The organism is Streptomyces sp. NPDC052682, from assembly GCF_040678435.1.
Lineage (GTDB): Bacteria > Actinomycetota > Actinomycetes > Streptomycetales > Streptomycetaceae > Streptomyces.
On sequence record NZ_JBFATS010000010.1, the window covers coordinates 192,328 to 211,625 of the forward strand.

16 protein-coding genes are annotated in these 19,298 nt (G+C 69.7%); 12 read left to right on the forward strand and 4 right to left on the reverse strand.

From position 1 onward, the window contains the following. The first annotated feature begins 216 nt into the window (after positions 1-216). From AB0K80_RS18060 to mfd, 3 genes are all read left to right on the forward strand, one after another. Positions 217-1,005: an ABC transporter ATP-binding protein gene (locus tag AB0K80_RS18060; protein ID WP_365670635.1), complete on the forward strand. Its 789-nt coding sequence runs from the start codon at positions 217-219 to the stop codon at positions 1,003-1,005. Next, the gene (locus AB0K80_RS18065; RefSeq protein WP_365670637.1) at positions 1,002-3,566 is read left to right on the forward strand and encodes an FtsX-like permease family protein; all 2,565 of its coding nucleotides are present in this window, start codon (positions 1,002-1,004) and stop codon (positions 3,564-3,566) included. Before AB0K80_RS18060 ends, AB0K80_RS18065 begins: the two co-directional genes overlap by 4 nt. A gap of 221 nt (positions 3,567-3,787) precedes the next feature. After that, positions 3,788-7,321 (forward strand): transcription-repair coupling factor, encoded by a 3,534-nt coding sequence (gene mfd / locus AB0K80_RS18070; RefSeq protein ID WP_365670639.1) that lies wholly within the window; start codon positions 3,788-3,790, stop codon positions 7,319-7,321. Positions 7,322-7,330: 9 nt separating this feature from the next. On the opposite strand, the gene AB0K80_RS18075 is transcribed toward mfd, so the two are convergent. Further along, positions 7,331-7,762 carry a MerR family transcriptional regulator gene (locus AB0K80_RS18075; RefSeq protein ID WP_365670641.1) on the reverse strand — a complete coding sequence of 144 codons (432 nt, stop codon included), beginning with the start codon at positions 7,760-7,762 and terminating at the stop codon, positions 7,331-7,333. A gap of 11 nt (positions 7,763-7,773) precedes the next feature. Further along, positions 7,774-8,547, reverse strand: coding sequence for an SDR family oxidoreductase (locus AB0K80_RS18080; RefSeq protein ID WP_365670642.1), 774 nt, complete (start codon positions 8,545-8,547; stop codon positions 7,774-7,776). A gap of 416 nt (positions 8,548-8,963) precedes the next feature. Here AB0K80_RS18080 and AB0K80_RS18085 point away from each other — a divergent pair, with 416 nt between their 5' ends. Next, positions 8,964-9,674, forward strand: coding sequence for an HNH endonuclease family protein (locus AB0K80_RS18085; RefSeq protein WP_365670839.1), 711 nt, complete (start codon positions 8,964-8,966; stop codon positions 9,672-9,674). A 6-nt stretch (positions 9,675-9,680) separates the two neighbouring features. Here the strand turns inward: AB0K80_RS18085 and AB0K80_RS18090 are convergent, their stop codons facing one another. Beyond that, positions 9,681-10,913: an FAD/NAD(P)-binding oxidoreductase gene (locus AB0K80_RS18090; protein WP_365670841.1), complete on the reverse strand. Its 1,233-nt coding sequence runs from the start codon at positions 10,911-10,913 to the stop codon at positions 9,681-9,683. Continuing rightward, complete coding sequence (locus tag AB0K80_RS18095) at positions 10,913-11,101, reverse strand: ferredoxin (protein ID WP_365670644.1); 189 nt, start codon at positions 11,099-11,101, stop codon at positions 10,913-10,915. The genes AB0K80_RS18090 and AB0K80_RS18095 overlap by 1 nt, the downstream gene beginning before the upstream one ends. A 315-nt stretch (positions 11,102-11,416) precedes the next feature. Between AB0K80_RS18095 and AB0K80_RS18100 the strand changes: the two genes are divergently transcribed. From AB0K80_RS18100 to ectB, 8 genes are all read left to right on the forward strand, one after another. After that, on the forward strand, positions 11,417-11,992 hold the full coding sequence (locus AB0K80_RS18100) for a CGNR zinc finger domain-containing protein (RefSeq protein ID WP_365670646.1): 576 nt from the start codon (positions 11,417-11,419) through the stop codon (positions 11,990-11,992). Positions 11,993-12,088: 96 nt separating this feature from the next. Then, positions 12,089-13,066, forward strand: a complete 978-nt coding sequence (locus tag AB0K80_RS18105) for a LuxR C-terminal-related transcriptional regulator (protein WP_365670648.1) — start codon at positions 12,089-12,091, stop codon at positions 13,064-13,066. Between the two features lie 69 nt (positions 13,067-13,135). Continuing rightward, on the forward strand, positions 13,136-13,423 hold the full coding sequence (locus AB0K80_RS18110) for a hypothetical protein (protein WP_365670650.1): 288 nt from the start codon (positions 13,136-13,138) through the stop codon (positions 13,421-13,423). A gap of 476 nt (positions 13,424-13,899) precedes the next feature. Then, entirely contained in the window at positions 13,900-15,183 is a 1,284-nt protein-coding gene (locus AB0K80_RS18115; RefSeq protein WP_365670652.1) for a diaminopimelate decarboxylase, read from the forward strand. Then, positions 15,180-16,109: a holo-ACP synthase gene (locus AB0K80_RS18120; protein ID WP_365670654.1), complete on the forward strand. Its 930-nt coding sequence runs from the start codon at positions 15,180-15,182 to the stop codon at positions 16,107-16,109. Before AB0K80_RS18115 ends, AB0K80_RS18120 begins: the two co-directional genes overlap by 4 nt. Continuing rightward, a complete protein-coding gene (locus AB0K80_RS18125) occupies positions 16,109-17,659 on the forward strand; it encodes a class I adenylate-forming enzyme family protein (protein WP_365670656.1) in 1,551 nt (516 codons plus the stop codon). The genes AB0K80_RS18120 and AB0K80_RS18125 overlap by 1 nt, the downstream gene beginning before the upstream one ends. Positions 17,660-17,710: 51 nt before the next feature. Next, positions 17,711-17,974: a phosphopantetheine-binding protein gene (locus tag AB0K80_RS18130; RefSeq protein ID WP_365670658.1), complete on the forward strand. Its 264-nt coding sequence runs from the start codon at positions 17,711-17,713 to the stop codon at positions 17,972-17,974. Continuing rightward, the gene (ectB, locus tag AB0K80_RS18135; protein WP_365670660.1) at positions 17,971-19,233 is read left to right on the forward strand and encodes a diaminobutyrate--2-oxoglutarate transaminase; all 1,263 of its coding nucleotides are present in this window, start codon (positions 17,971-17,973) and stop codon (positions 19,231-19,233) included. Before AB0K80_RS18130 ends, ectB begins: the two co-directional genes overlap by 4 nt. The last annotated feature ends 65 nt before the right edge of the window (positions 19,234-19,298 follow it).

Consider the following 19,298-nt stretch of genomic DNA (forward strand, 5'->3'; position numbering starts at 1 on the left):
AGACCGGTCCCTAACCTGGCCTTACGCCGCTGGGGGGCGGTGAACCGCAGGGACGGGGGTGGGGTTTTCCTCAGGAAAAGAGTGCGCTGAACACCAGCGCGCCCGGCCCCCTTCCACCGCGAGACTGAGGCACGTCGGACCGAACGCGTCCGTCCCACCGCACAGCGAGACCGCCGCACCGCCTTTTCGTTTACTGACCGACATAGGAGACATACCGTGACATCGGCTGTGACCATTCCCAGGCACGGGGGTACTGGACGGCGTACGGCCGTTGCCGCGCGGGCCCGCCAGGTCGTGAAGGCGTACGGCTCCGGGGAGACCCGCGTCGTCGCCCTCGACCACGTCGACGTGGACATCGCCCGTGGCCAGTTCACCGCCATCATGGGCCCCTCGGGGTCCGGCAAGTCCACCCTGATGCACTGCCTGGCCGGGCTCGACACCGTGACGTCCGGGCAGATCTACCTGGACGAAACCGAGATCACCGGGCTGAAGGACAAGAAGCTCACGCAGTTGCGCCGGGACCGCATCGGGTTCATCTTCCAGGCGTTCAACCTGCTGCCGACGCTCAACGCGCTCGAGAACATCACCCTGCCCATGGACATAGCCGGCCGCAAGCCCGACCGGGAGTGGCTGGCACGGGTGGTGGAGACCGTGGGGCTCGCCGGGCGGCTCAAGCACCGGCCGACCCAGCTGTCCGGCGGGCAGCAGCAGCGGGTGGCCGTGGCCCGGGCGCTGGCGGCCCGGCCCGAGATCATCTTCGGTGACGAGCCGACCGGAAACCTCGACTCGCGCGCGGGCGCCGAGGTGCTGGGCTTCCTGCGCCGGTCCGTGGACGAGCTGGGGCAGACCATCGTGATGGTCACCCACGACCCGGTGGCCGCCAGCTACGCGGACCGGGTGCTGTACCTGGCCGACGGCCGCATCGTCGACGAGATGCACCAGCCGACCGCCGAGCAGGTCCTGGACCGCATGAAGGACTTCGACGCCCGGGGGCGCACGTCATGACCGTCGTGAAGACCTCGCTGCGCAACTTCTTCGCGCACAAGGGACGCATGGCCCTGTCGGCGGTGGCGGTGCTGCTGTCGGTGGCGTTCGTGTGCGGCACGCTGGTGTTCACCGACACGATGAACACGACGTTCGACAAGCTCTTCGCGGCGACCGCGTCCGATGTGACGGTCGCCCCGAAGGACGCCAGGAGCGACGACACCCCGCAGAACGGCAAGCCCGCGTCGCTGCCCGCCGCCGCCCTGCAGCAGGTGACGAAGGCGGACGGCGTCAAGTCCGCCGAGGGCGCGGTCAGTTCGATGAACGTGACCGTCGTCGACCGCGACAACAAGAACATGGGCTCCAGCAACGGCGCCCCCACCATCGCCGGCAACTGGACGAAGAACGACCTGCGGTCGATGGACATCACCTCCGGGCACGCCCCGCGCGGGCCGACCGAGATGATGGTCGACGCCGACACCGCCGACAAGCACGACCTGAAGCTCGGCGACGAACTGCGCACCATCTCCGTCGCCGGTGACTTCACCGCCCGCATCGTCGGCATCGCCACCTTCAAGGTGACCAACCCCGGTGCCGCGATCGTCTTCTTCGACACCCCGACCGCGCAGCGCCACCTGCTCGGCGCCACCGGCCGCTACACGCAGATCAACGTCACCGCCGCCGCCGGGGTCAGCGACGAGCGGCTCAAGCAGAACGTCTCCCGCGCGCTGGACGGCACGTACAAGATCCAGACGCAGAAGGAGAACGCCGACGAGAACCGCAAGGACGTCGGCGAGTTCATGAACGTCATCAAGTACGCCATGCTCGGCTTCGCCGGGATCGCGTTCCTGGTCGGCGTCTTCCTCATCATCAACACGTTCTCGATGCTGGTCGCCCAGCGCACCCGCGAGATCGGCCTGATGCGGGCCATCGGCTCCTCCCGCCGGCAGGTCAACCGCTCGGTGCTGGTGGAGGCGCTGCTGCTCGGCGTCGTCGGATCGGTCCTCGGGGTCGGCGCGGGCGTCGGCGTCGCGATCGGCCTGATGAAGCTGATGTCCATGTCGGGCATGAACCTGTCCACCGACGACCTGACCGTGCGGATCAGCACCCCGGTGGCCGGTCTGCTGCTGGGCATCGTGGTCACGGTGCTCGCCGCGTACCTGCCGGCCCGCCGCGCCGGCAAGGTCTCCCCGATGGCCGCGCTGCGCGACGCCGGCACCCCGGCCGACGGCCGGGCCGGCTGGGTGCGGGGCGTGACCGGCCTGGTCCTCACCGGCGCGGGCGTCGCCGCCCTGTCCCTGGCGGCCACCGCCGACAAGGCGAGCGACGGCGCGCTGACGCTGGGCGCCGGCGTGGTGCTGTCCCTGATCGGGATGGTCGTCATCGGCCCGCTGCTGGCCGGCGGGGTGGTCCGGGTGATCAGCGCGGTGCTGCTGCGGGCCTTCGGCCCCGTCGGGCGCCTGGCCGAGCGCAACGCCCTGCGCAACCCGCGCCGCACCGGCGCCACCGGCGCGGCCCTGATGATCGGCCTGGCCCTGGTGGCCTGCCTGTCCGTGGTCGGCTCCTCCATGGTCGCCTCGGCCACCAGCGAGCTGGACAGGTCGGTCGGCGCCGACTTCATCGTCCAGGGCAACCAGCGGATCGTGCCGCAGGCCGAGAAGGCCATGCAGCACAGCGAGGGCCTGGCCCACGTCACCCGCTACCGGGAGCTGGAGGCCACCCTGACCTCGCCCGACGGCCGCAGCGACGCCACCGGCGTCACGGCCGCCGACCCCACCTACGCCGAGGACCTGCGCCGCGCCACCACGGCCGGCAGCCTCACCGACGCCTACCGCACCGACGCCATGTCGGTCGGCTCCGACTACGCCAAGGCGCACGGCGTGCACGTCGGGGACACCCTCACCGTCGCCTTCAAGGGCGGCAAGACGGCCAGGCTGAAGGTCGCGGCCATCACGGACGACGACTCCGCCTTCGACCAGGGCGCGCGCTACATCAGCACCGCCACCATGGAGAAGTACGTCCCGGCCGGACTGATACCGCCCAGCACGATCATGTTCGCCGAGGCCGAGGAGGGCCGGGCGGAGCAGGCGTACGCGGCGCTGAAGAAGGCGATGGAGCCCTACCCGCAGTACCAGGTCCGCGACCAGACCGACTACAAGGAGGAGCTGAAGGACCAGGTCGGCCAGCTGCTCAACATGGTCTACGGCCTGCTGGCCCTGGCGATCATCGTCGCTGTGCTGGGCGTGGTGAACACCCTGGCCCTGTCGGTGGTGGAGCGCACCAGGGAGATCGGCCTGATGCGGGCCATCGGCCTCTCGCGCCGCCAGCTGCGCCGCATGATCCGCATGGAGTCCGTGGTCATCGCCCTCTTCGGCGCCCTGCTGGGCCTCGGTCTCGGGATGGGCTGGGGCGCGACCGCCCAGCGGCTGCTCGCCCTGGAAGGCCTGAACGTCCTGGAGATCCCCTGGCCGACGATCATCGGCGTCTTCGTCGGCTCGGCGTTCGTGGGCCTGTTCGCCGCCCTGATCCCGGCGTTCCGGGCCGGCCGCATGAACGTCCTGAACGCGATCGCCACCGAGTGACCACCGCGCACGGACCAGTGCGGCGCCGGGGAGCCCTGGGAGGCCCCCGGCGCCGCGCGCGTGCGCGAGCCCCCTGGCCCCAGCGGCACGGGCACCGGGCACCGGACGTCATCCACAGCCCCGCCGCCGAACCCGGGCAGCGTCGTACGCTGGAGACCCCCGGCCCGCAGCACGCGTCGGGCCCGTCGTGTTGCCCACCCCCCGGACGGAAGCACTCCCGAATGAGCCTGCACGGTCTGCTCGACGCCGTAGTCAAGGACACCGCCCTCACCGAAGCGGTCAAGGCGGCCGCCGACGGCAACCGCATGCACGTCGACCTGGTCGGCCCGCCCGCGGCCCGCCCCTTCGCCGTCGCCGCCCTGGCCCGCGAGGCCGGCCGCCCCGTGCTGGCGGTGACGGCGACGGGACGCGAGGCGGAGGACCTGGCCGCCGCCCTGCGCTCCCTGCTGCCGCCGGAAGGGGTGGTGGAGTACCCGTCGTGGGAGACGCTCCCGCACGAGCGGCTCAGCCCCCGCAGCGACACCGTCGGACGGCGCCTGGCCGTCCTGCGGCGCCTGGCCCACCCCAGCGCCGACGACCCCGACACCGGCCCGGTCTCCGTCGTCGTCGCGCCCGTACGCTCCGTGCTCCAGCCGCAGGTCAAGGGCCTCGGCGACCTGGAACCGGTGTCCCTCAAGACCGGCCAGAGCGCCGACCTGGAGGAAATCGTCGACGCCCTCGCGGCCGCGGCGTACGCGCGCGTGGAGCTGGTGGAGAAGCGCGGCGAGTTCGCCGTGCGCGGCGGCATCCTCGATGTGTTCCCGCCCACCGAGGAACACCCCCTGCGCATCGAGTTCTGGGGCGACGAGGTCGAGGAGATCCGCTACTTCAAGGTCGCCGACCAGCGCTCCCTGGAAGTCGCCGAGCACGGCCTGTGGGCGCCGCCGTGCCGGGAGCTGCTGCTCACCGACGACGTCCGCGCACGCGCGCGTGCCCTCGCCGAGGAACACCCCGAGCTCGGCGAACTGCTCGGCAAGATCGCCGAGGGCATCGCGGTGGAGGGCATGGAGTCCCTCGCGCCGGTCCTGGTCGACGACATGGAGCTGCTGCTGGACGTGCTGCCCAAGGGCTCCATGGCCGTGGTGTGCGACCCGGAGCGGGTGCGCACCCGGGCCGCCGACCTGGTGGCCACCAGCCAGGAGTTCCTCCAGGCGTCCTGGGCCGCCACCGCCGGCGGCGGCGAGGCACCCATCGACGTCGGCGCGGCCTCCCTGTGGTCCATCGCGGACGTGCGGGACCGGGCCCGCGAGCGCGACATGATGTGGTGGTCGGTGTCGCCGTTCGCCGCCGACGAGGAGCTCGAGGCCGACACCCTCAAGCTCGGCATGCACGCCCCGGAGACCTACCGCGGCGACACCGCCCGGGCGCTCGCCGACACCAAGGGCTGGCTCGCCGACGGCTGGCGCACGGTGTTCGTCACCGAGGGCCACGGCCCGGCCGCCCGCACGGTCGAGGTCCTGGGCGGCGAGGGCATCGCGGCGCGCCTCGACACCGACCTCGGCGAGATCTCCCCGTCCGTGGTGCACGTCGCCTGCGGCTCGATCGAGCACGGCTTCGTCGACCCGGCGCTCAAGCTCGCCGTGCTCACCGAGACCGACCTGTCCGGCCAGAAGGCCGCGGGCCGCGACGGCACCCGGATGCCGGCCCGCCGCCGCAAGACCATCGACCCGCTCACCCTGGAAGCGGGCGACTACATCGTCCACGAACAGCACGGCGTGGGCCGCTACATCGAGATGGTGCAGCGCACCGTGCAGGGGGCCACCCGCGAGTACCTGGTGGTGGAGTACGCGCCCGCCAAGCGCGGCCAGCCCGGCGACCGGCTGTACATCCCCACCGACCAGCTGGAGCAGATCACCAAGTACGTCGGCGGCGAGGCCCCGACCCTGCACCGGCTGGGCGGCGCCGACTGGACGAAGACCAAGGCGCGCGCGAAGAAGGCCGTCAAGGAGATCGCCGCCGACCTGATCAAGCTGTACAGCGCGCGCATGGCGGCCCCCGGCCACGCCTTCGCGCCCGACACGCCCTGGCAGCGCGAGCTGGAGGACGCCTTCCCGTACGCGGAGACGCCCGACCAGCTCACCACCATCGCCGAGGTCAAGGAGGACATGGAGAAGTCGGTCCCCATGGACCGCCTGATCTGCGGCGACGTCGGCTACGGCAAGACCGAGATCGCGGTGCGGGCCGCCTTCAAGGCCGTCCAGGACGGCAAGCAGGTCGCCGTCCTCGTCCCCACCACCCTGCTGGTGCAGCAGCACTTCGGCACGTTCAGCGAGCGGTACGCGCAGTTCCCGGTGAACGTCAGGGCGCTGTCCCGCTTCCAGACGGACTCCGAGGCCAAGGCGGTCCTGGAGGGCCTCAGGGACGGTTCGGTGGACGTCGTCATCGGCACCCACCGGCTGTTCTCGTCCGAGACCAAGTTCAAGGACCTGGGCCTGGTCATCGTCGACGAGGAGCAGCGCTTCGGCGTCGAGCACAAGGAGCAGCTGAAGAAGCTCCGCGCCAACGTGGACGTGCTGACCATGTCCGCCACCCCCATCCCGCGCACGCTGGAGATGGCGGTCACCGGCATCCGCGAGATGTCGACGATCACCACCCCGCCGGAGGAGCGCCACCCGGTGCTGACCTTCGTCGGGCCGTACGACGAGAAGCAGATCGGCGCGGCCATCCGCCGCGAACTGCTGCGCGAGGGCCAGGTCTTCTACATCCACAACCGGGTCGAGTCCATCGACCGCGCGGCGGCCCGGCTGCGCGACATCGTCCCCGAGGCGCGCATCGCCACCGCCCACGGCCAGATGTCGGAGGCGGCGCTGGAACAGGTCGTCGTCGACTTCTGGGAGAAGAAGTTCGACGTGCTGGTCTCCACCACGATCGTCGAGTCCGGCATCGACATCTCCAACGCCAACACGCTGATCGTGGAGCGCGGCGACACCTTCGGCCTGTCCCAGCTGCACCAGCTGCGCGGCCGGGTCGGCCGGGGCCGCGAGCGCGGCTACGCCTACTTCCTGTACCCGCCGGAGAAGCCGCTGACCGAGACCGCGCACGAGCGGCTCGCGACCATCGCCCAGCACACCGAGATGGGCGCGGGCATGTACGTCGCCATGAAGGACCTGGAGATCCGCGGAGCCGGAAACCTCCTCGGCGGCGAGCAGTCCGGCCACATCGCCGGCGTCGGTTTCGACCTGTACGTGCGGATGGTCGGCGAGGCCGTCGCCGACTACCGGCGTCAGCTGGAGACCGGCGAGGTCCAGGAGGAGGAGCCGCTCGAGGTCAAGATCGAGCTGCCGGTCGACGCGCACGTCCCGCACGAGTACGCGCCCGGCGAGCGGCTGCGGCTCCAGGCGTACCGCGCCATCGCCTCGGCCAACTCGGAGGAGGACATCAAGGCCGTACGCGAGGAACTCGTCGACCGCTACGGCAAGTTGTCCGAGCCGGTGGAGAACCTGCTGCTGGTGGCGGGCCTGCGGATGCTGGCACGCGCGTGCGGGGTCGGCGAGATCGTGCTGCAGGGCACCACCATCCGCTTCGCGCCGGTGGGCCTGCGCGAGTCGCAGGAACTGCGGGTCAAGCGGCTCTACCCGGGCACCGTCATCAAGCCGGCCGCGCACCAGGTGCTGGTGCCGCGCCCGAAGACCGCGAAGGTCGGCGGGAAGCCGGTCGTCGGGCGCGAACTGCTGGCGTGGGTCGGGGAGTTCCTCACGTCGGTCCTGGGCTCGTAGGCCCGGCCGTCAGGCCACCGGCCGGACGCGTCCGCCGGTGGCCTCGCGCAGGGCGGCCGCCAGCCGGTCGCGGACCGCGACCTGGGCCGCGATCCGCTCGTCCATCACCGCCAGGCGCCGCAGCGCCACCTGAAGGGTCCGGCCGGTCGGCGGGGCGGCGGTGACGTCCCCGTCCAGGCACGGCAGGAACACCCGTACGTCGTCCAGGGTGAGCCCCGCGTCCACGAGACGGCGGATGTTGCGGACGCGGACGACGGCCTGGGGGTCGTACAGGCGGTAGCCGTTCGCCGCGCGCTCGGAGGTGATCAGTCCCGCCTGCTCGTAGTGGCGCAGGGCGCGCGGTGACGTGCCGGTGGCTTCGGCCAGCTCGCCGATCCGGAGGGGCCGTTGTGCCCTGCGGGGCTGCTCCGTGCGGGCCGGTGCCGTGCGGGACTGTTCCATGCGGGCCAGTCTCATGCGACGACCGCGCCGCCGTCCACCGGGAGCACCACTCCGGTGATGAACGCCGCCTGCGGACAGGCCAGTTGGGTGATGGCCCAGGCGACCTCCTGCGGCTGGCCCACCCGGCCCAGCGGAGTGTGCTCCAGCTGCCAGGCGCGGATCGCCGCGCGCTGTTCGGGGGTGTAGCCGGCGTGGTCGCCGATGGGCGTGTCGATCGCGCCGGGCGCCACCGCGGCGACCCGGATGCCGAGCGGGGCCAGCTCCACCGCCCACCCGCGCGTCAGCACTTCCAGCGCCGCCTTTCCCGCCGCGTACAGGGAGTTGCCGGGCCAGCCGCGCTGCCCGACGGACGTCGACACGTTCACGATCACACCGCGACTGTCCTCCAGGGCCGGGAGCGCGGCCTGGGTGAGCAGGACGGGGGCGATGAGGTTCGTCGCGAGCTGGGTCTCGGCGGCGGGGCGGGTGTAGGTGCGCAGGGACTGCGGGGTGACGACGGCGGCGTTGTTGACGAGGACGTCGAGGCGGCCGTACCGGTCGAGGGCCGTACGGACGACGGTGGCGGGGCCGTCCTCCGCCGTGATGTCGGCTGTGAGGGGGGTGATGCGGGACGGGTCGTACGCGGCGGTCTCCGCGAGCGGCTCCGGGCGGCGGCCGACGGCCACCACGTGTGCGCCCTCGGCGGCGAACGCGTGGGCGGTGGCACGGCCGATGCCGGTTCCGGCGCCGGTGACGACGACGGTGCGGGGGCTGTTGGCGGTCTGCATGCGGGACACGGTCTGCATGGGGGAATCGTCGAACCCTGACACCGGCGTCAAGGTCAAGCGCCTGGCGGCTGATCCGGGTGCGGCAGCGTGGGGCAGCCGTGGCGCGGGGACGAGACGTCGGCCCCGGCCCGGCGCGTTCCGGCGCCGACGCCGGGTACAGGCACAGTCTGAACAACCGTGCGTGCCCGCTACCGTGGGCACGGCTCCGCCCGTGCGGGGCGGCAGCAGGCGAGCAAGGGGAGGGTCACACCGTGACGCGTCTGGAGGACGAGGCGGCCCTGGCCGTCGCGAGGGGGTCCGCCGAGGCCGGGTGCACCGGCCGACTGCCGGACTCCACAGGCCCGCGGGAGGGGTTCGCTGTGCCGGGCGGGAAGCGCGCCAGGCACGGCCGGGCTGCACGATCCGTCCGCACCGCCGTGGCCGCACTCGCCGTCCTGACGCTCGCCGCCGGGTGCGAGGGTCTCGAAGACAGCGGTACTCCCGCCGGATCCGGCCCGGCCGCGCCGGACGGACACGCCGTCAGCCCCCTGAAGAACCCGGACGGCACGAAGCCCGGCCTGGCACCGGTGACGACCGGGGCCGACCAGGCCACGGCCCGCGAGATCATCGACCGGGTGGCCACGAAGGGACGCGGGCCGAAGACGGGTTACGACCGGGACGAGTTCGGCTACGCGTGGATGGACACGGCCGACGGAGTGCCGCTGGCGAGGAACGGTTGTGACACCCGCAACGACCTCCTGCAGCGCGACGGACAGGAGGTGCGCTTCCGGGCCGGTTCGAACTGTGTGGTCATCGCGATGACCCTGCGGGACCCGTACACCGGCACCACCATCGAGTGGCGCAAGCAGAAGGCCACCGAGGTCCAGATCGACCATGTCGTTCCGCTCTCCTACAGCTGGCAGATGGGCGCCTCGCGCTGGCCGGAGAAGAAGCGCGAACAACTGGCGAACGACACCCTGAACCTCATCCCGGTCGAGGGCCGGGCCAACTCGGCCAAAGGGGACTCCGGGCCCGCCGCCTGGCTCCCGCCGAACAAGCTGATCCGCTGCGCGTACGCGGTCCGCTTCGCCCAGGTCGCCCTCAAGTACGAGCTGCCGGTGACGGCCCCCGACAAGCAGATGATGCTGCAGCAGTGCGGTGGGTGAGGTTCTTCAGCGTTCCCGCAACGACTTCACGAGTTTGATATAGGCACTGTTGAACCGAGCGCCTTTGTCCATATAGGCAGCCCCGACCATGGTGCCGTCCCGGAGGTACGCGACGAGCACGCCCTGGTCCGGCTGATCCAGATCTCCGCAGACGATCTCCATCGCATCCGACTTCCTCGGGTTGCCGGAGATCTGGATGCGCAGCCCGAGTACTTCCGTGGACATGCTGGGGAAGTATCCGATCCGGGAGGTCACCGAACCGTGGCCCAAGGACGACGCCAGAGACCTGCCCGCAAGGGCGCCGGTGTCGATGGCGTTCTTCCAGAATTCCATGCGCGTGAAGTCGCCGGCCGCCCACGGGTCAGGGTAACGAGCAATGTCCCCGGCCGCGCACACGTTCGCCCACGGTGACACACGCATGTACTCGTCGACACGCACCCCGTCGGACAGATCCAGGCCGTTTCCCTCCAGCCATTCCACATTGGGAACACTTCCGATCGCCTCGATGAGAAGAGGCCGGTCGGACCGGTCGGACAAGGGCTCCGGATGCGACGGTTTCGCATCACACAGCAGTTCCCGTGCGGAATCGCCCGTCAGCAGCGTGATGCCGTGCTGAACGAGCCAGCGGCCCAGCGCGAGCGAAACAGGCTCACCGAGGATGCTCTCGAAGGGCCCGCGTCGCAGCGGTTCCAGCATGAGGACTTCGCAGCCGTACTCTCTGGCCAGCGAAGCAACCTCACAAGCGACGAATCCGGCGCCTACTATCGTGACCTTCTCGCTCGCTTGGAGCCGATGGTGGATGTAGCGCGCATCGCCCAGACCACGCAGGGTCCGATGCGTGTGAAGCCCGCACGCCCCGTCGCCCCCGACCGAGGTACGCGGGCGTACCCCCGCAGCGATCACCAGGCCGTCGTACTGGAAGTCTTCACCAGTGCTCAGGTGCAGCACCCTGTCACGCAGGTCCGCACTCTCGACTCTGGTGCCCAGGCGCCAGGTCAGGGCGTCGTTCTCGGCTCCGCCGACCTTCACATCGTCGGCGATCGTCATGTCGAGGGCATCCGAGAGGGGATACCGCTTCTTCGTCAGACCTGGCCGGTTGTAGGTGCGGTGGGTCTCGTCTCCGAAGACCACGATTCTGGCGTCGGCGTTGCAGGTGAGTATCGCTTTGGCCGCCCGCAGTCCGGCTATACCGGAGCCGACTATGCCGATCAGCGGCCGCCCCTCAGCCACCGGCGGCATCACGGCTTCAGGTAGATCGCTTGCAGGGGGCAGGAGTCGACAGCGTCCTCGATATCGCTGATGTTCTCTTCATCGAACGCTTCCTGGTACTGAAGCTCCCCATTGGCGTCGAGCTCGAAGTTGGTCGGGGCCGAGATCGCGCACTGTCCATGGTTCTGGCACTTGACCCTGTCGACAAAAATCTTCATGGTCCCTGGTCTTCCATCGCTCGTCCCTTTCACCGGCCCATGCTCCGGCGATCACGACCCTACGAGCCGCCACGCGGCGGAGGAAGGCGTGACGGGTGGCCTGAAGCGGTCCTGGCCTGTTCAGGCCCGTGGTGGGCGGCTCGGGGGCCGGGCCGGCGAAGCCGGCGTCCGCGCCGGGTTTCTTCAACTGACGCCCGGGCACCCGAAGTTGACCTTGGGGGGTGAGGGTGCGCGGTCCCCCCGAGTCGCATGGAACGATATGCGGTGGTTCGCGTATGCTTGCGCTACTGGGAGTCAACCGGCTAAGGTGGTTCCATGGCGGTGGTGTCTTTTCCCGAGTTCCGTCTGGGCAAGGTGCTTGCGACCAGCTTCACGGGGACCCTGTCGGAACGTTACGGCGAGGCGCTGGAGCGTATTCCCGTGCCGTCCCGGCTCGCGGACTGGCTGGCCATCCACGGACTCGACGTCGACTCCTGCAGCCAGTCCCAGCTCGACCGCGCCCGGGAGCTGCGGGAGTCCATTCACGCGGCTGCCACCGCCGTCGCGAAACAGGACCCGCTTCCCTCTTCGGCAGTCCGAGTCATCAATGACTGCAGTACTCACGGTCTGGCCTCGGCGGTCCTGACACCCGAGGGAAAGCGGGAGTGGCGGCTGGGTTCTGCTGCCGTGGAGGACGCGCTCAGCGTGATCGCCGCCGACGCGATCAGCCTCCTTTCGGGAGAACGAGAAGGAAAGATCTCGTTGTGTGCATCTCCGACGTGCCGAGCCGCTTTCGTCGACACCAGCCGCGGCCACACCCGCAAATGGTGCGACATGAACACGTGTGGGAATCGTGAGAAAAAGGCACGCTTCCTCGCCAACAAGCGCAAGAAGTCGAGCCGTGTCGACTGACCGTGCTGTCCGATCGCTGGTCATCGTGATTTCGTAGTATCGAGGCTTTTGTGCTCCATGGTCTCGCTGCCGCACGCTGCTCAAAGGGGGAATCACATGTTCGATGTTCTGGGAATGGACGCCACGGCCGAGGTGGTCTACCGCGAGATGCTGGCGCACCCGCAGGACGGTGTGGCCGATCTGATGCGCCGCCTCCAGCTGACTGAGCAGGCGGTTCTGACAGCGCTCGACACCCTCAGCGAACTGGCCCTGATACGGAGTTCCTCCGAAGATCCCCGCAATTTCCACGCGGTTGACCCGCACCTGGCGGCAGACATTCTGCTGGCCCGGCAGCGAGCCGAACTCGCCGAGCAGCAAAAACGCGTACAAGAGGCTCAGGCTGCCGCTGTGCGTCTCAAATCGGAGTTCAGCCGGGACAGGGAAGAGTTACTTCGCCTGAACGGGGTCGACTGCGTCCGCGACTACCTGGCGACTCTGTACGACAGCGTCGAGGACGAACTGCTGACCTTCGCTCCGGGCGGGGCCCAGACGGCGGCCAACGTGCGCAGCTCGCGGCCGCTCGCGGAGAACCTGCTCGAGCGCGGCGTGCGGATGCGCACCGTCTACCTGGACAGCGCCCGCAACGACCCCGCCACGGTGGCGCACGCGGAGTGGCTGGCCGCGCTGGGCGCGCGGATACGGACCGTCCCCGCCTTACCCAACCGCATGATCATCTGCGACCGGAGGATCGCCGTCGTCGCCGCTGACTGCGACGACACGGCTGCCGGGGCAGTGGTTCTGCAGACGCCAGGGGTCGTCTCCTCGCTGTACGCCCTGTTCGATTGTGTCTGGCAGTCCGCCCGGCCGATGGGCGCGACCGCGTCACCCGCGGACACACAGCGGCTCAGTCCGCAGCAGACGGAAGTCCTGCGGCTGTTGTCCCAAGGGCACACCGACGAATCCGTCGCGGCGCGGTTGGGTGTGTCGGCTCGCACGGCACGCCGCATCGCCACGAAACTCATGGACCACCTCGGCGCGCGCAGCCGCTTCCAGGCGGGTGTTCACGCGGTCGCGAGGGGGCTCATCCGGCCATGACGACGGTCCGTGTGGTCACTGGTCGACAAGTAGTGGAAGGGCTGACGATCCGAAGAGGACAGTTGCCTCATGTATCTCGTCCATCTCGCTGTCTCCCCTCCAGGCGATGTACCCCTGCCTGCTGAGATCAGGCAGATGCTGGAAGCCACCGCACCGGACGTCCTGGAACACGTCAGCGTGCATCGCCAGTCACGGCCTCACCCTGTCATCGGTCTCTTCCTGCGCGTCGCGTCGTTGAACGAGGCCGAGTCGACCGCGGAGCAGATCTGGGTGCGCGCGGCCGCCGCATGCCCTCAGCTGGCTGAGTGGGGCCTGCGACGCGCTGAAGCGCCGCTCATGCGCTACGAGACGGACTGAGCTCTCTCACCCTGATCTGATCATCCGTACCAGGGTGTCCCTGCCGGCGAGCAGGATGACGACGCGCCGCCCTCAGCGATCTTCTGCGATCTTCTCGGCGGCGCGTCCAGACGTGCTGCCCGGGCGGCCGAGGTGCCAGGCCGAGTGCGGCCATGCCTTTCGTGTGGATGTCCTTGCGCGCGAAACCGGCCCCTTTTTCATAAGTTTGATTCAGTGTGCACGGGGAATATCGCGAACCCCGCCGACCGGTGGGGCGGATACCCAGTCCGGCCGGGGGCCTGAATAGGTCAGGACCCATTCTGTCCACCCGTCACTTCTTCCTTTGCCGTGCGAGAGCTCGCAGAATCGTGATTGCTGGAGAACGAACCAGTGAGAGAGGCGAGCGATGAAAGAGCGGACATCCACCTCAGGCAGCTCACTCGCGAAGGAGCGGACCGTAAGCCGCCGGCTCGATGACGGCGGATGGCAGTGATTGTATGGCTACCTCCGACCACATTCAGGGCAATACGATGGCGGCGCTCGCCGACGAGTTCGGCACCCCGCTGTTCGTCTACGACGCGGACATCCTGGAAGACACGTATCGCAAGCTGCGCGGTGTGCTCCCCGCCAGTGTCGATGTGTTCTACTCCCTCAAAGCCAACCCGAACGTCAGTGTCTGCGCCCTGCTGAACTCGTTCGGTGCCGGCGCCGAGGTTTCCTCGTATGCCGAACTGGTCACCACGCTGCGAGCCGGGGTCGCGCCCCAGGACATCCTCTTCCTCGGCCCCGGCAAGGACGAACGAGAGCTCACCGCCTGCATCGACGCCGGAATCCACGCGATCGTCTGCGAATCGCTGGACGAACTCGACCTGCTGGACTCGCTGCTGGAAACCGCCGGCCGTGACGAGTTCCCGGTGCTCTTGCGCATAAACCCTGCCTTCGGCAGCAAGGGGTCAGGACTGGCCATGGGGGGCAAGCCCCGGCAGTTCGGTATCGACGAGGCCGAACTGCGTGACTCCAAGCACCGGCTCGCAGCCCTGCGCCACATCCGGGTGAAGGGGGTGCACGCCTACATGGGGACACGGTTCCTGAACCATGAAGACGTCGTCCACAACACCCGGCAGATCCTCGCCACCGCGGAGGATCTGGCCGGACGGCTCGGCTTCCCCCTGGAGACCGTGGACTTCGGCGGCGGACTCGGCGTCGCCTACTTCGACAACGAGGAGGACCTGGATCTCGCCGCGCTGGGAACCGGACTGGCGGACGTCGTCTCCTCCTTCTCCGCACGCAACCCGCGCTGCCGGATGATCATGGAGCTGGGCCGGTTCCTGACGGCCATGGCCGGCATCTACCTCATCCGGGCCCGCTATGTGAAGAACTCCATGGGGGAGAGCTTCGTGGTCGCCGACGGCGGCACCAACCACCACATGGCCGCCGTCGGTGTCGGAAGCTTCGTCAAGCGCAACTTCCCGATCCGCCACGTGGGGAGCCGGGAGGCTGGAGACCTGCGGCCCTACAGCGTGACCGGGCCGCTGTGCACACCCAACGACGTCATCGCCAGGAAGGTGCGGCTGCCGGAGGTGCGGCCGGGGGATCTGCTGGCCGTGGAGCGCTCCGGGGCCTACGGGCCCACCGCCTCACCCGGACTGTTCCTCAGTCACGGCTTCCCGGCCGAGGTGATGGTGCACCGCGGGCGGGCCCATCTGATCCGGGAACGCGACACCACAGAGGATCTGCTGGCCAAGCAGCACCTCGTCGACTTCCGCGCAGCGTCCGGATGACCGCCGTGGCAAGCCCGGCCGCCCGGGTCGGGGTGGATGTCCTCGACTGCTCGGAACTCGGCCGCCTGGTCGAGCGGCCCTGGTTCCTGCGCTTCAGTTTCGCCCCGGAGGAACTGGTCCACGCCGAGACCCTCACGGGTCATCGGCGCCTGGAGTTCCTCGCGGGCCGCTTCGCCGCCAAGGAGGCCGTCCTCAAGGTCTTGGGCAGGGGCTTCCTCCAGGGCGTGGCACCGCGGGAGATATGCGTGGAGCCCACACCGCAGGGCGCCCCCGTCGTCCGCTTCCGCGGGAGAGCCGCCCGATTGGCGCCGCCCGCCGTCTCCGTGTCCATCAGCCACAAACAGAGCGTCGTAGCCGCAGTCGCCATCGGCATCCCCGGCGCCGGCGGTGCGGCAGCCGAAAACGGACGCACAGCAGCCACAGAACCGAAGGAGCCTGACGCCGTGTCGCCGCCCAGCACCCACACGACAGCCCCCGCCGAGCACAGTGCCGGCGGTGCACAGACCCCGGAGATCACCGCCTTCCTCCGCGTACGAGTCGGCCAGGAGGAGGCCCACTACGGGGGTGATCTGGTGGACGGCGCCCGCATCCTGCGACTCTTCGGCGATCTGGTCACCGAGATCACCATCCGCACGGACGGCGACGAGGGGCTGCTGGCCCAGTACAGCGATGTCCGCTTCGCCGCACCCGTGAAGCCGGGCGACTACATCGAGGCACGCGCACGACTGGTACGCCGCACCAGGCTGCGCCGGGTGGTCGAACTCGAGGCGCACAAAGTCCTCAGCGCCCGGCCAGGAGCAGCACAGAGCGCCGCCGCAGTACTCGACGCCCCCCAGCTCGTCTGCTCCGCCACCGCCACCACGGTCGTCCCCTACCGCAGGACGGACACGGCGACCGACCTGAACCCCGTTGCCGAGGAGACCTGATGGCCCGTACACCGCAGCTGCTGCACGAACTGCTGGATGCGGCCGCCGACCGCAGCCCCCGATCCGCCGCGCTGAGTTCGCACAGCCGCAGCCTGACCTACGCGGAACTCAACGCCGCGAGTACCAGGATGGCCGCGCTTTTGCAACGCGAAGGACTGCGGCGCGGCGACCGGATCGTTGTCACCGCAGCCGACGGGATCGGCATCGCCGTGCTGCTCTACGCGGCCTCCCGCCTGGGCGCCGTCTTCAGCGTGCTGCACGAACAGGTACGCGGCGGGCCCTTGGAACACGTGCTGCGGGACTGCGAGCCCACGCTGCTGGTCTCCGACGATCCCGATGCGGGACGCACCGCCGCCGAGCACGACGTGCGCTACCTCGGGCTCGACGAGCTGCTCCGCACCGCGCTCGACGCGGGCACCGACGTCTCGCTCAGCCCCAGTGGCGAAAGCGCCTTGACCGTGGACCCGGTCAGCCTGATCTACACCTCGGGCACCACCTCGCTGCCCAAGGCCGTGGTCAGCACCCACCAGCAGGTGCTCTTCGCCGTCTTTGCGATCCAGGAGTGCCTGCAGTACCGCAGCGACGACGTCGTGTACTGCCCGCTGCCGCTCTCCTTCGACTACGGCCTCTACCAGGTCTACCTCGCGGCACTGAGCGGCGCCCGACTGCACCTGGGCACCGTCGCCGAGGTCGGTCCCCCGCTGCTGCGCAGCCTGGAGGACGCCGGGGCGACCGTGCTGCCCGCCGTGCCCTCCATCGCCGACCGGCTCGCCTGGCTGCTCCGCCGCAGCAGCGCGGGCCCGAGCCGGCTGCGGCTGCTGACCAACACCGGAGCGGCCCTGTCCGAAGCCACCATGTCCGCGCTGCGCGCCGCACTGCCCCAGCTGAGGATCCAGGTCATGTACGGCCTCACGGAGTGCAAGCGCACGGCGATCATGCCGCCGGACGGGGACCTCGACCACCCGGGATCCTGCGGACTGCCGCTGCCGGGCACCGAGGTCTTCGTCATCGACGACGACGGGAACCGGCTGCCGCCCGGACAGATCGGCCAGTTCGTCGTGCGCGGCCCGAACGTCATGGCGGGCTACTGGAAACGCCCCGAGCTGACCGCCGAGCGTTTCCCCCGCGTTCAGGGACTCTTCCCCGAGCTGCGCACCGGCGACTACGGCTGGCTGGACAAGGAGGGCTACCTCTACTTCTCCGGCCGCCGGGACGACCTGTACAAGGAGCGGGGATTCCGGCTCAGCGCCACCGAGGTGGAAGCCGCCGCGACCCGCGTCGACGGGGTGACCTCGGCCGCCGTACTGCCGCCCGAGGGCAAGCGGGGCGCGCTCCTGGCGGTGGTCGCCGACATCACCGCGGACGAGGTGCGCGAGGCCATGCGCGACCACATCGAGCCCTTCAAGATCCCGCGGCGCTGCGTCCGCCTCGACGCCCTGCCCACCAACGGCAACGGCAAGGTCGACCGCAAGAAGCTGGCCGCTCTGATCGAACAGACCTCGGCCGCCCCGGTCACCGACGAGGCCCCGCAGGCCGGCCTCGCCCACTGATCGCTTTCCCACCCGACCGCAGCAACTCCTCACACGCACAAGGACATGACCATGGATCGCCAGAACGTTGTCACGGCCCTCGAGAACGCTCTCACCGACGTCCTCGAGCGCCCCGTCACCGGCCTGACCGGCGACGTGAAGCTCTTCGACGACCTGCACCTGGACTCGACCACCATGCTCGAGATGCTGATGGCCCTGGAGGACTCCATCGGCCTGGTCGTCGACCCGGAGGAACTGGACGCGGACGACTTCGTCTCGGTGGACACCTTCACCGACTTCGTCCTGCGCACGCAGCGTGAGCAGGTCTCGGCATGACGCTCATCCAGCCCGACCTGAGCGTCTTCACGACCCTGGAGTCAGAGGTACGCAGCTACTGCCGTGGCTGGCCCACCGTGTTCGACCGGGCGCAGGGCAGCCGGATGTACGACGAGGACGGGCACGCGTACCTGGACTTCTTCGCCGGCGCCGGATCCCTCAACTACGGCCACAACAACCCGGTGCTCAAACGCGCCCTGCTGGACTACCTGGAGCGCGACGGCGTCACCAACGGCCTGGACATGTCGACCACGGCCAAGCGCGCGTTCCTCGAGTTCTTCCAGAACTTGATCCTGCGCCCGCGGGACCTGCCGTACAAGGTCATGTTCCCGGGCCCGACCGGCACCAACGCCGTGGAGGCCGCGCTGAAGCTGGCGCGCAAGGTCAAGGGGCGCGAGACGGTCGTCTCCTTCACCAACGCCTTCCACGGCATGTCACTGGGCTCCCTGGCGGTGACCGGCAACGCCTTCAAACGGGCGGGCGCCGGCGTACCGCTCGTGCACACCACTCCCATGCCCTTCGACCACTACATGGGCGGCAGGACACCCGACTTCCTGTGGTTCGAGCAGTTGCTGCGGGACCACGGGTCGGGGCTGGACAGGCCGGCCGCGGTGATCGTGGAGACGATCCAGGGCGAGGGGGGCATCAACGTGGCCCGCCCGCAGTGGTTGCGTCGCCTCGCCGAGCTCTGTCACCAGCACGACATGCTGCTGATCGTCGACGACATCCAGATGGGCTGCGGCCGCACCGGGGCGTTCTTCTCCTTCGAGGAGGCCGGCATCACCCCGGACATCGTCACCGTCTCCAAGTCCATCAGCGGCTACGGACTGCCCATGTCGCTGTGCCTGTTCAAGCCCGAGCTGGACGTGTGGGAGCCGGGCGAGCACAACGGCACGTTCCGCGGCAACAACCCCGCCTTCGTCACCGCGACCGCCGCCCTGAACACCTACTGGGCCGACGACAAGCTGAAGCAGCAGACCCTGGCACACGCCCAGACCATCGAAGCCGCGCTGCGCGACACGGCCGCGCACCACAGCGGCTCCTCCTACCGCGGCCGCGGGATGGTGTGGGGCCTGGAACTCTCCGACCCCGGGCACGCCGGCCGCGCCGCACGCCGGGCCTTCGAGCTGGGTCTGCTCATGGAGACCTCCGGAGCGCACGGCCAGGTCGTCAAGCTGCTGCCCCCGCTGACCATCACCAGCGACGAACTCGACCAAGGGCTGCGCATCGTGCAGCGCGCCGTCCACGAAACGGCATGACCGCGCCCGGTTCCCCCGAGGGAGAAAGGATCCGCCCCGCCATGATGGCCCACCCGCTGCTGACC

What these genes read in the sequence shown, in the direction of transcription:
- AB0K80_RS18065 (WP_365670637.1), top strand. Translation starts at nt 1,002, where the DNA reads ATGACCGTCGTGAAGACCTCGCTGCGCAACTTCTTCGCGCACAAGGGA.
- mfd (WP_365670639.1), top strand. Translation starts at nt 3,788, where the DNA reads ATGAGCCTGCACGGTCTGCTCGACGCCGTAGTCAAGGACACCGCCCTC.
- AB0K80_RS18075 (WP_365670641.1), bottom strand. Translation starts at nt 7,762, where the DNA reads ATGGAACAGTCCCGCACGGCACCGGCCCGCACGGAGCAGCCCCGCAGG.
- AB0K80_RS18080 (WP_365670642.1), bottom strand. Translation starts at nt 8,547, where the DNA reads ATGCAGACCGTGTCCCGCATGCAGACCGCCAACAGCCCCCGCACCGTC.
- AB0K80_RS18090 (WP_365670841.1), bottom strand. Translation starts at nt 10,913, where the DNA reads ATGCCGCCGGTGGCTGAGGGGCGGCCGCTGATCGGCATAGTCGGCTCC.
- AB0K80_RS18095 (WP_365670644.1), bottom strand. Translation starts at nt 11,101, where the DNA reads ATGAAGATTTTTGTCGACAGGGTCAAGTGCCAGAACCATGGACAGTGC.
- AB0K80_RS18100 (WP_365670646.1), top strand. Translation starts at nt 11,417, where the DNA reads ATGGCGGTGGTGTCTTTTCCCGAGTTCCGTCTGGGCAAGGTGCTTGCG.
- AB0K80_RS18105 (WP_365670648.1), top strand. Translation starts at nt 12,089, where the DNA reads ATGTTCGATGTTCTGGGAATGGACGCCACGGCCGAGGTGGTCTACCGC.
- AB0K80_RS18110 (WP_365670650.1), top strand. Translation starts at nt 13,136, where the DNA reads ATGTATCTCGTCCATCTCGCTGTCTCCCCTCCAGGCGATGTACCCCTG.
- AB0K80_RS18115 (WP_365670652.1), top strand. Translation starts at nt 13,900, where the DNA reads ATGGCTACCTCCGACCACATTCAGGGCAATACGATGGCGGCGCTCGCC.
- AB0K80_RS18120 (WP_365670654.1), top strand. Translation starts at nt 15,180, where the DNA reads ATGACCGCCGTGGCAAGCCCGGCCGCCCGGGTCGGGGTGGATGTCCTC.
- AB0K80_RS18125 (WP_365670656.1), top strand. Translation starts at nt 16,109, where the DNA reads ATGGCCCGTACACCGCAGCTGCTGCACGAACTGCTGGATGCGGCCGCC.
- AB0K80_RS18130 (WP_365670658.1), top strand. Translation starts at nt 17,711, where the DNA reads ATGGATCGCCAGAACGTTGTCACGGCCCTCGAGAACGCTCTCACCGAC.
- ectB (WP_365670660.1), top strand. Translation starts at nt 17,971, where the DNA reads ATGACGCTCATCCAGCCCGACCTGAGCGTCTTCACGACCCTGGAGTCA.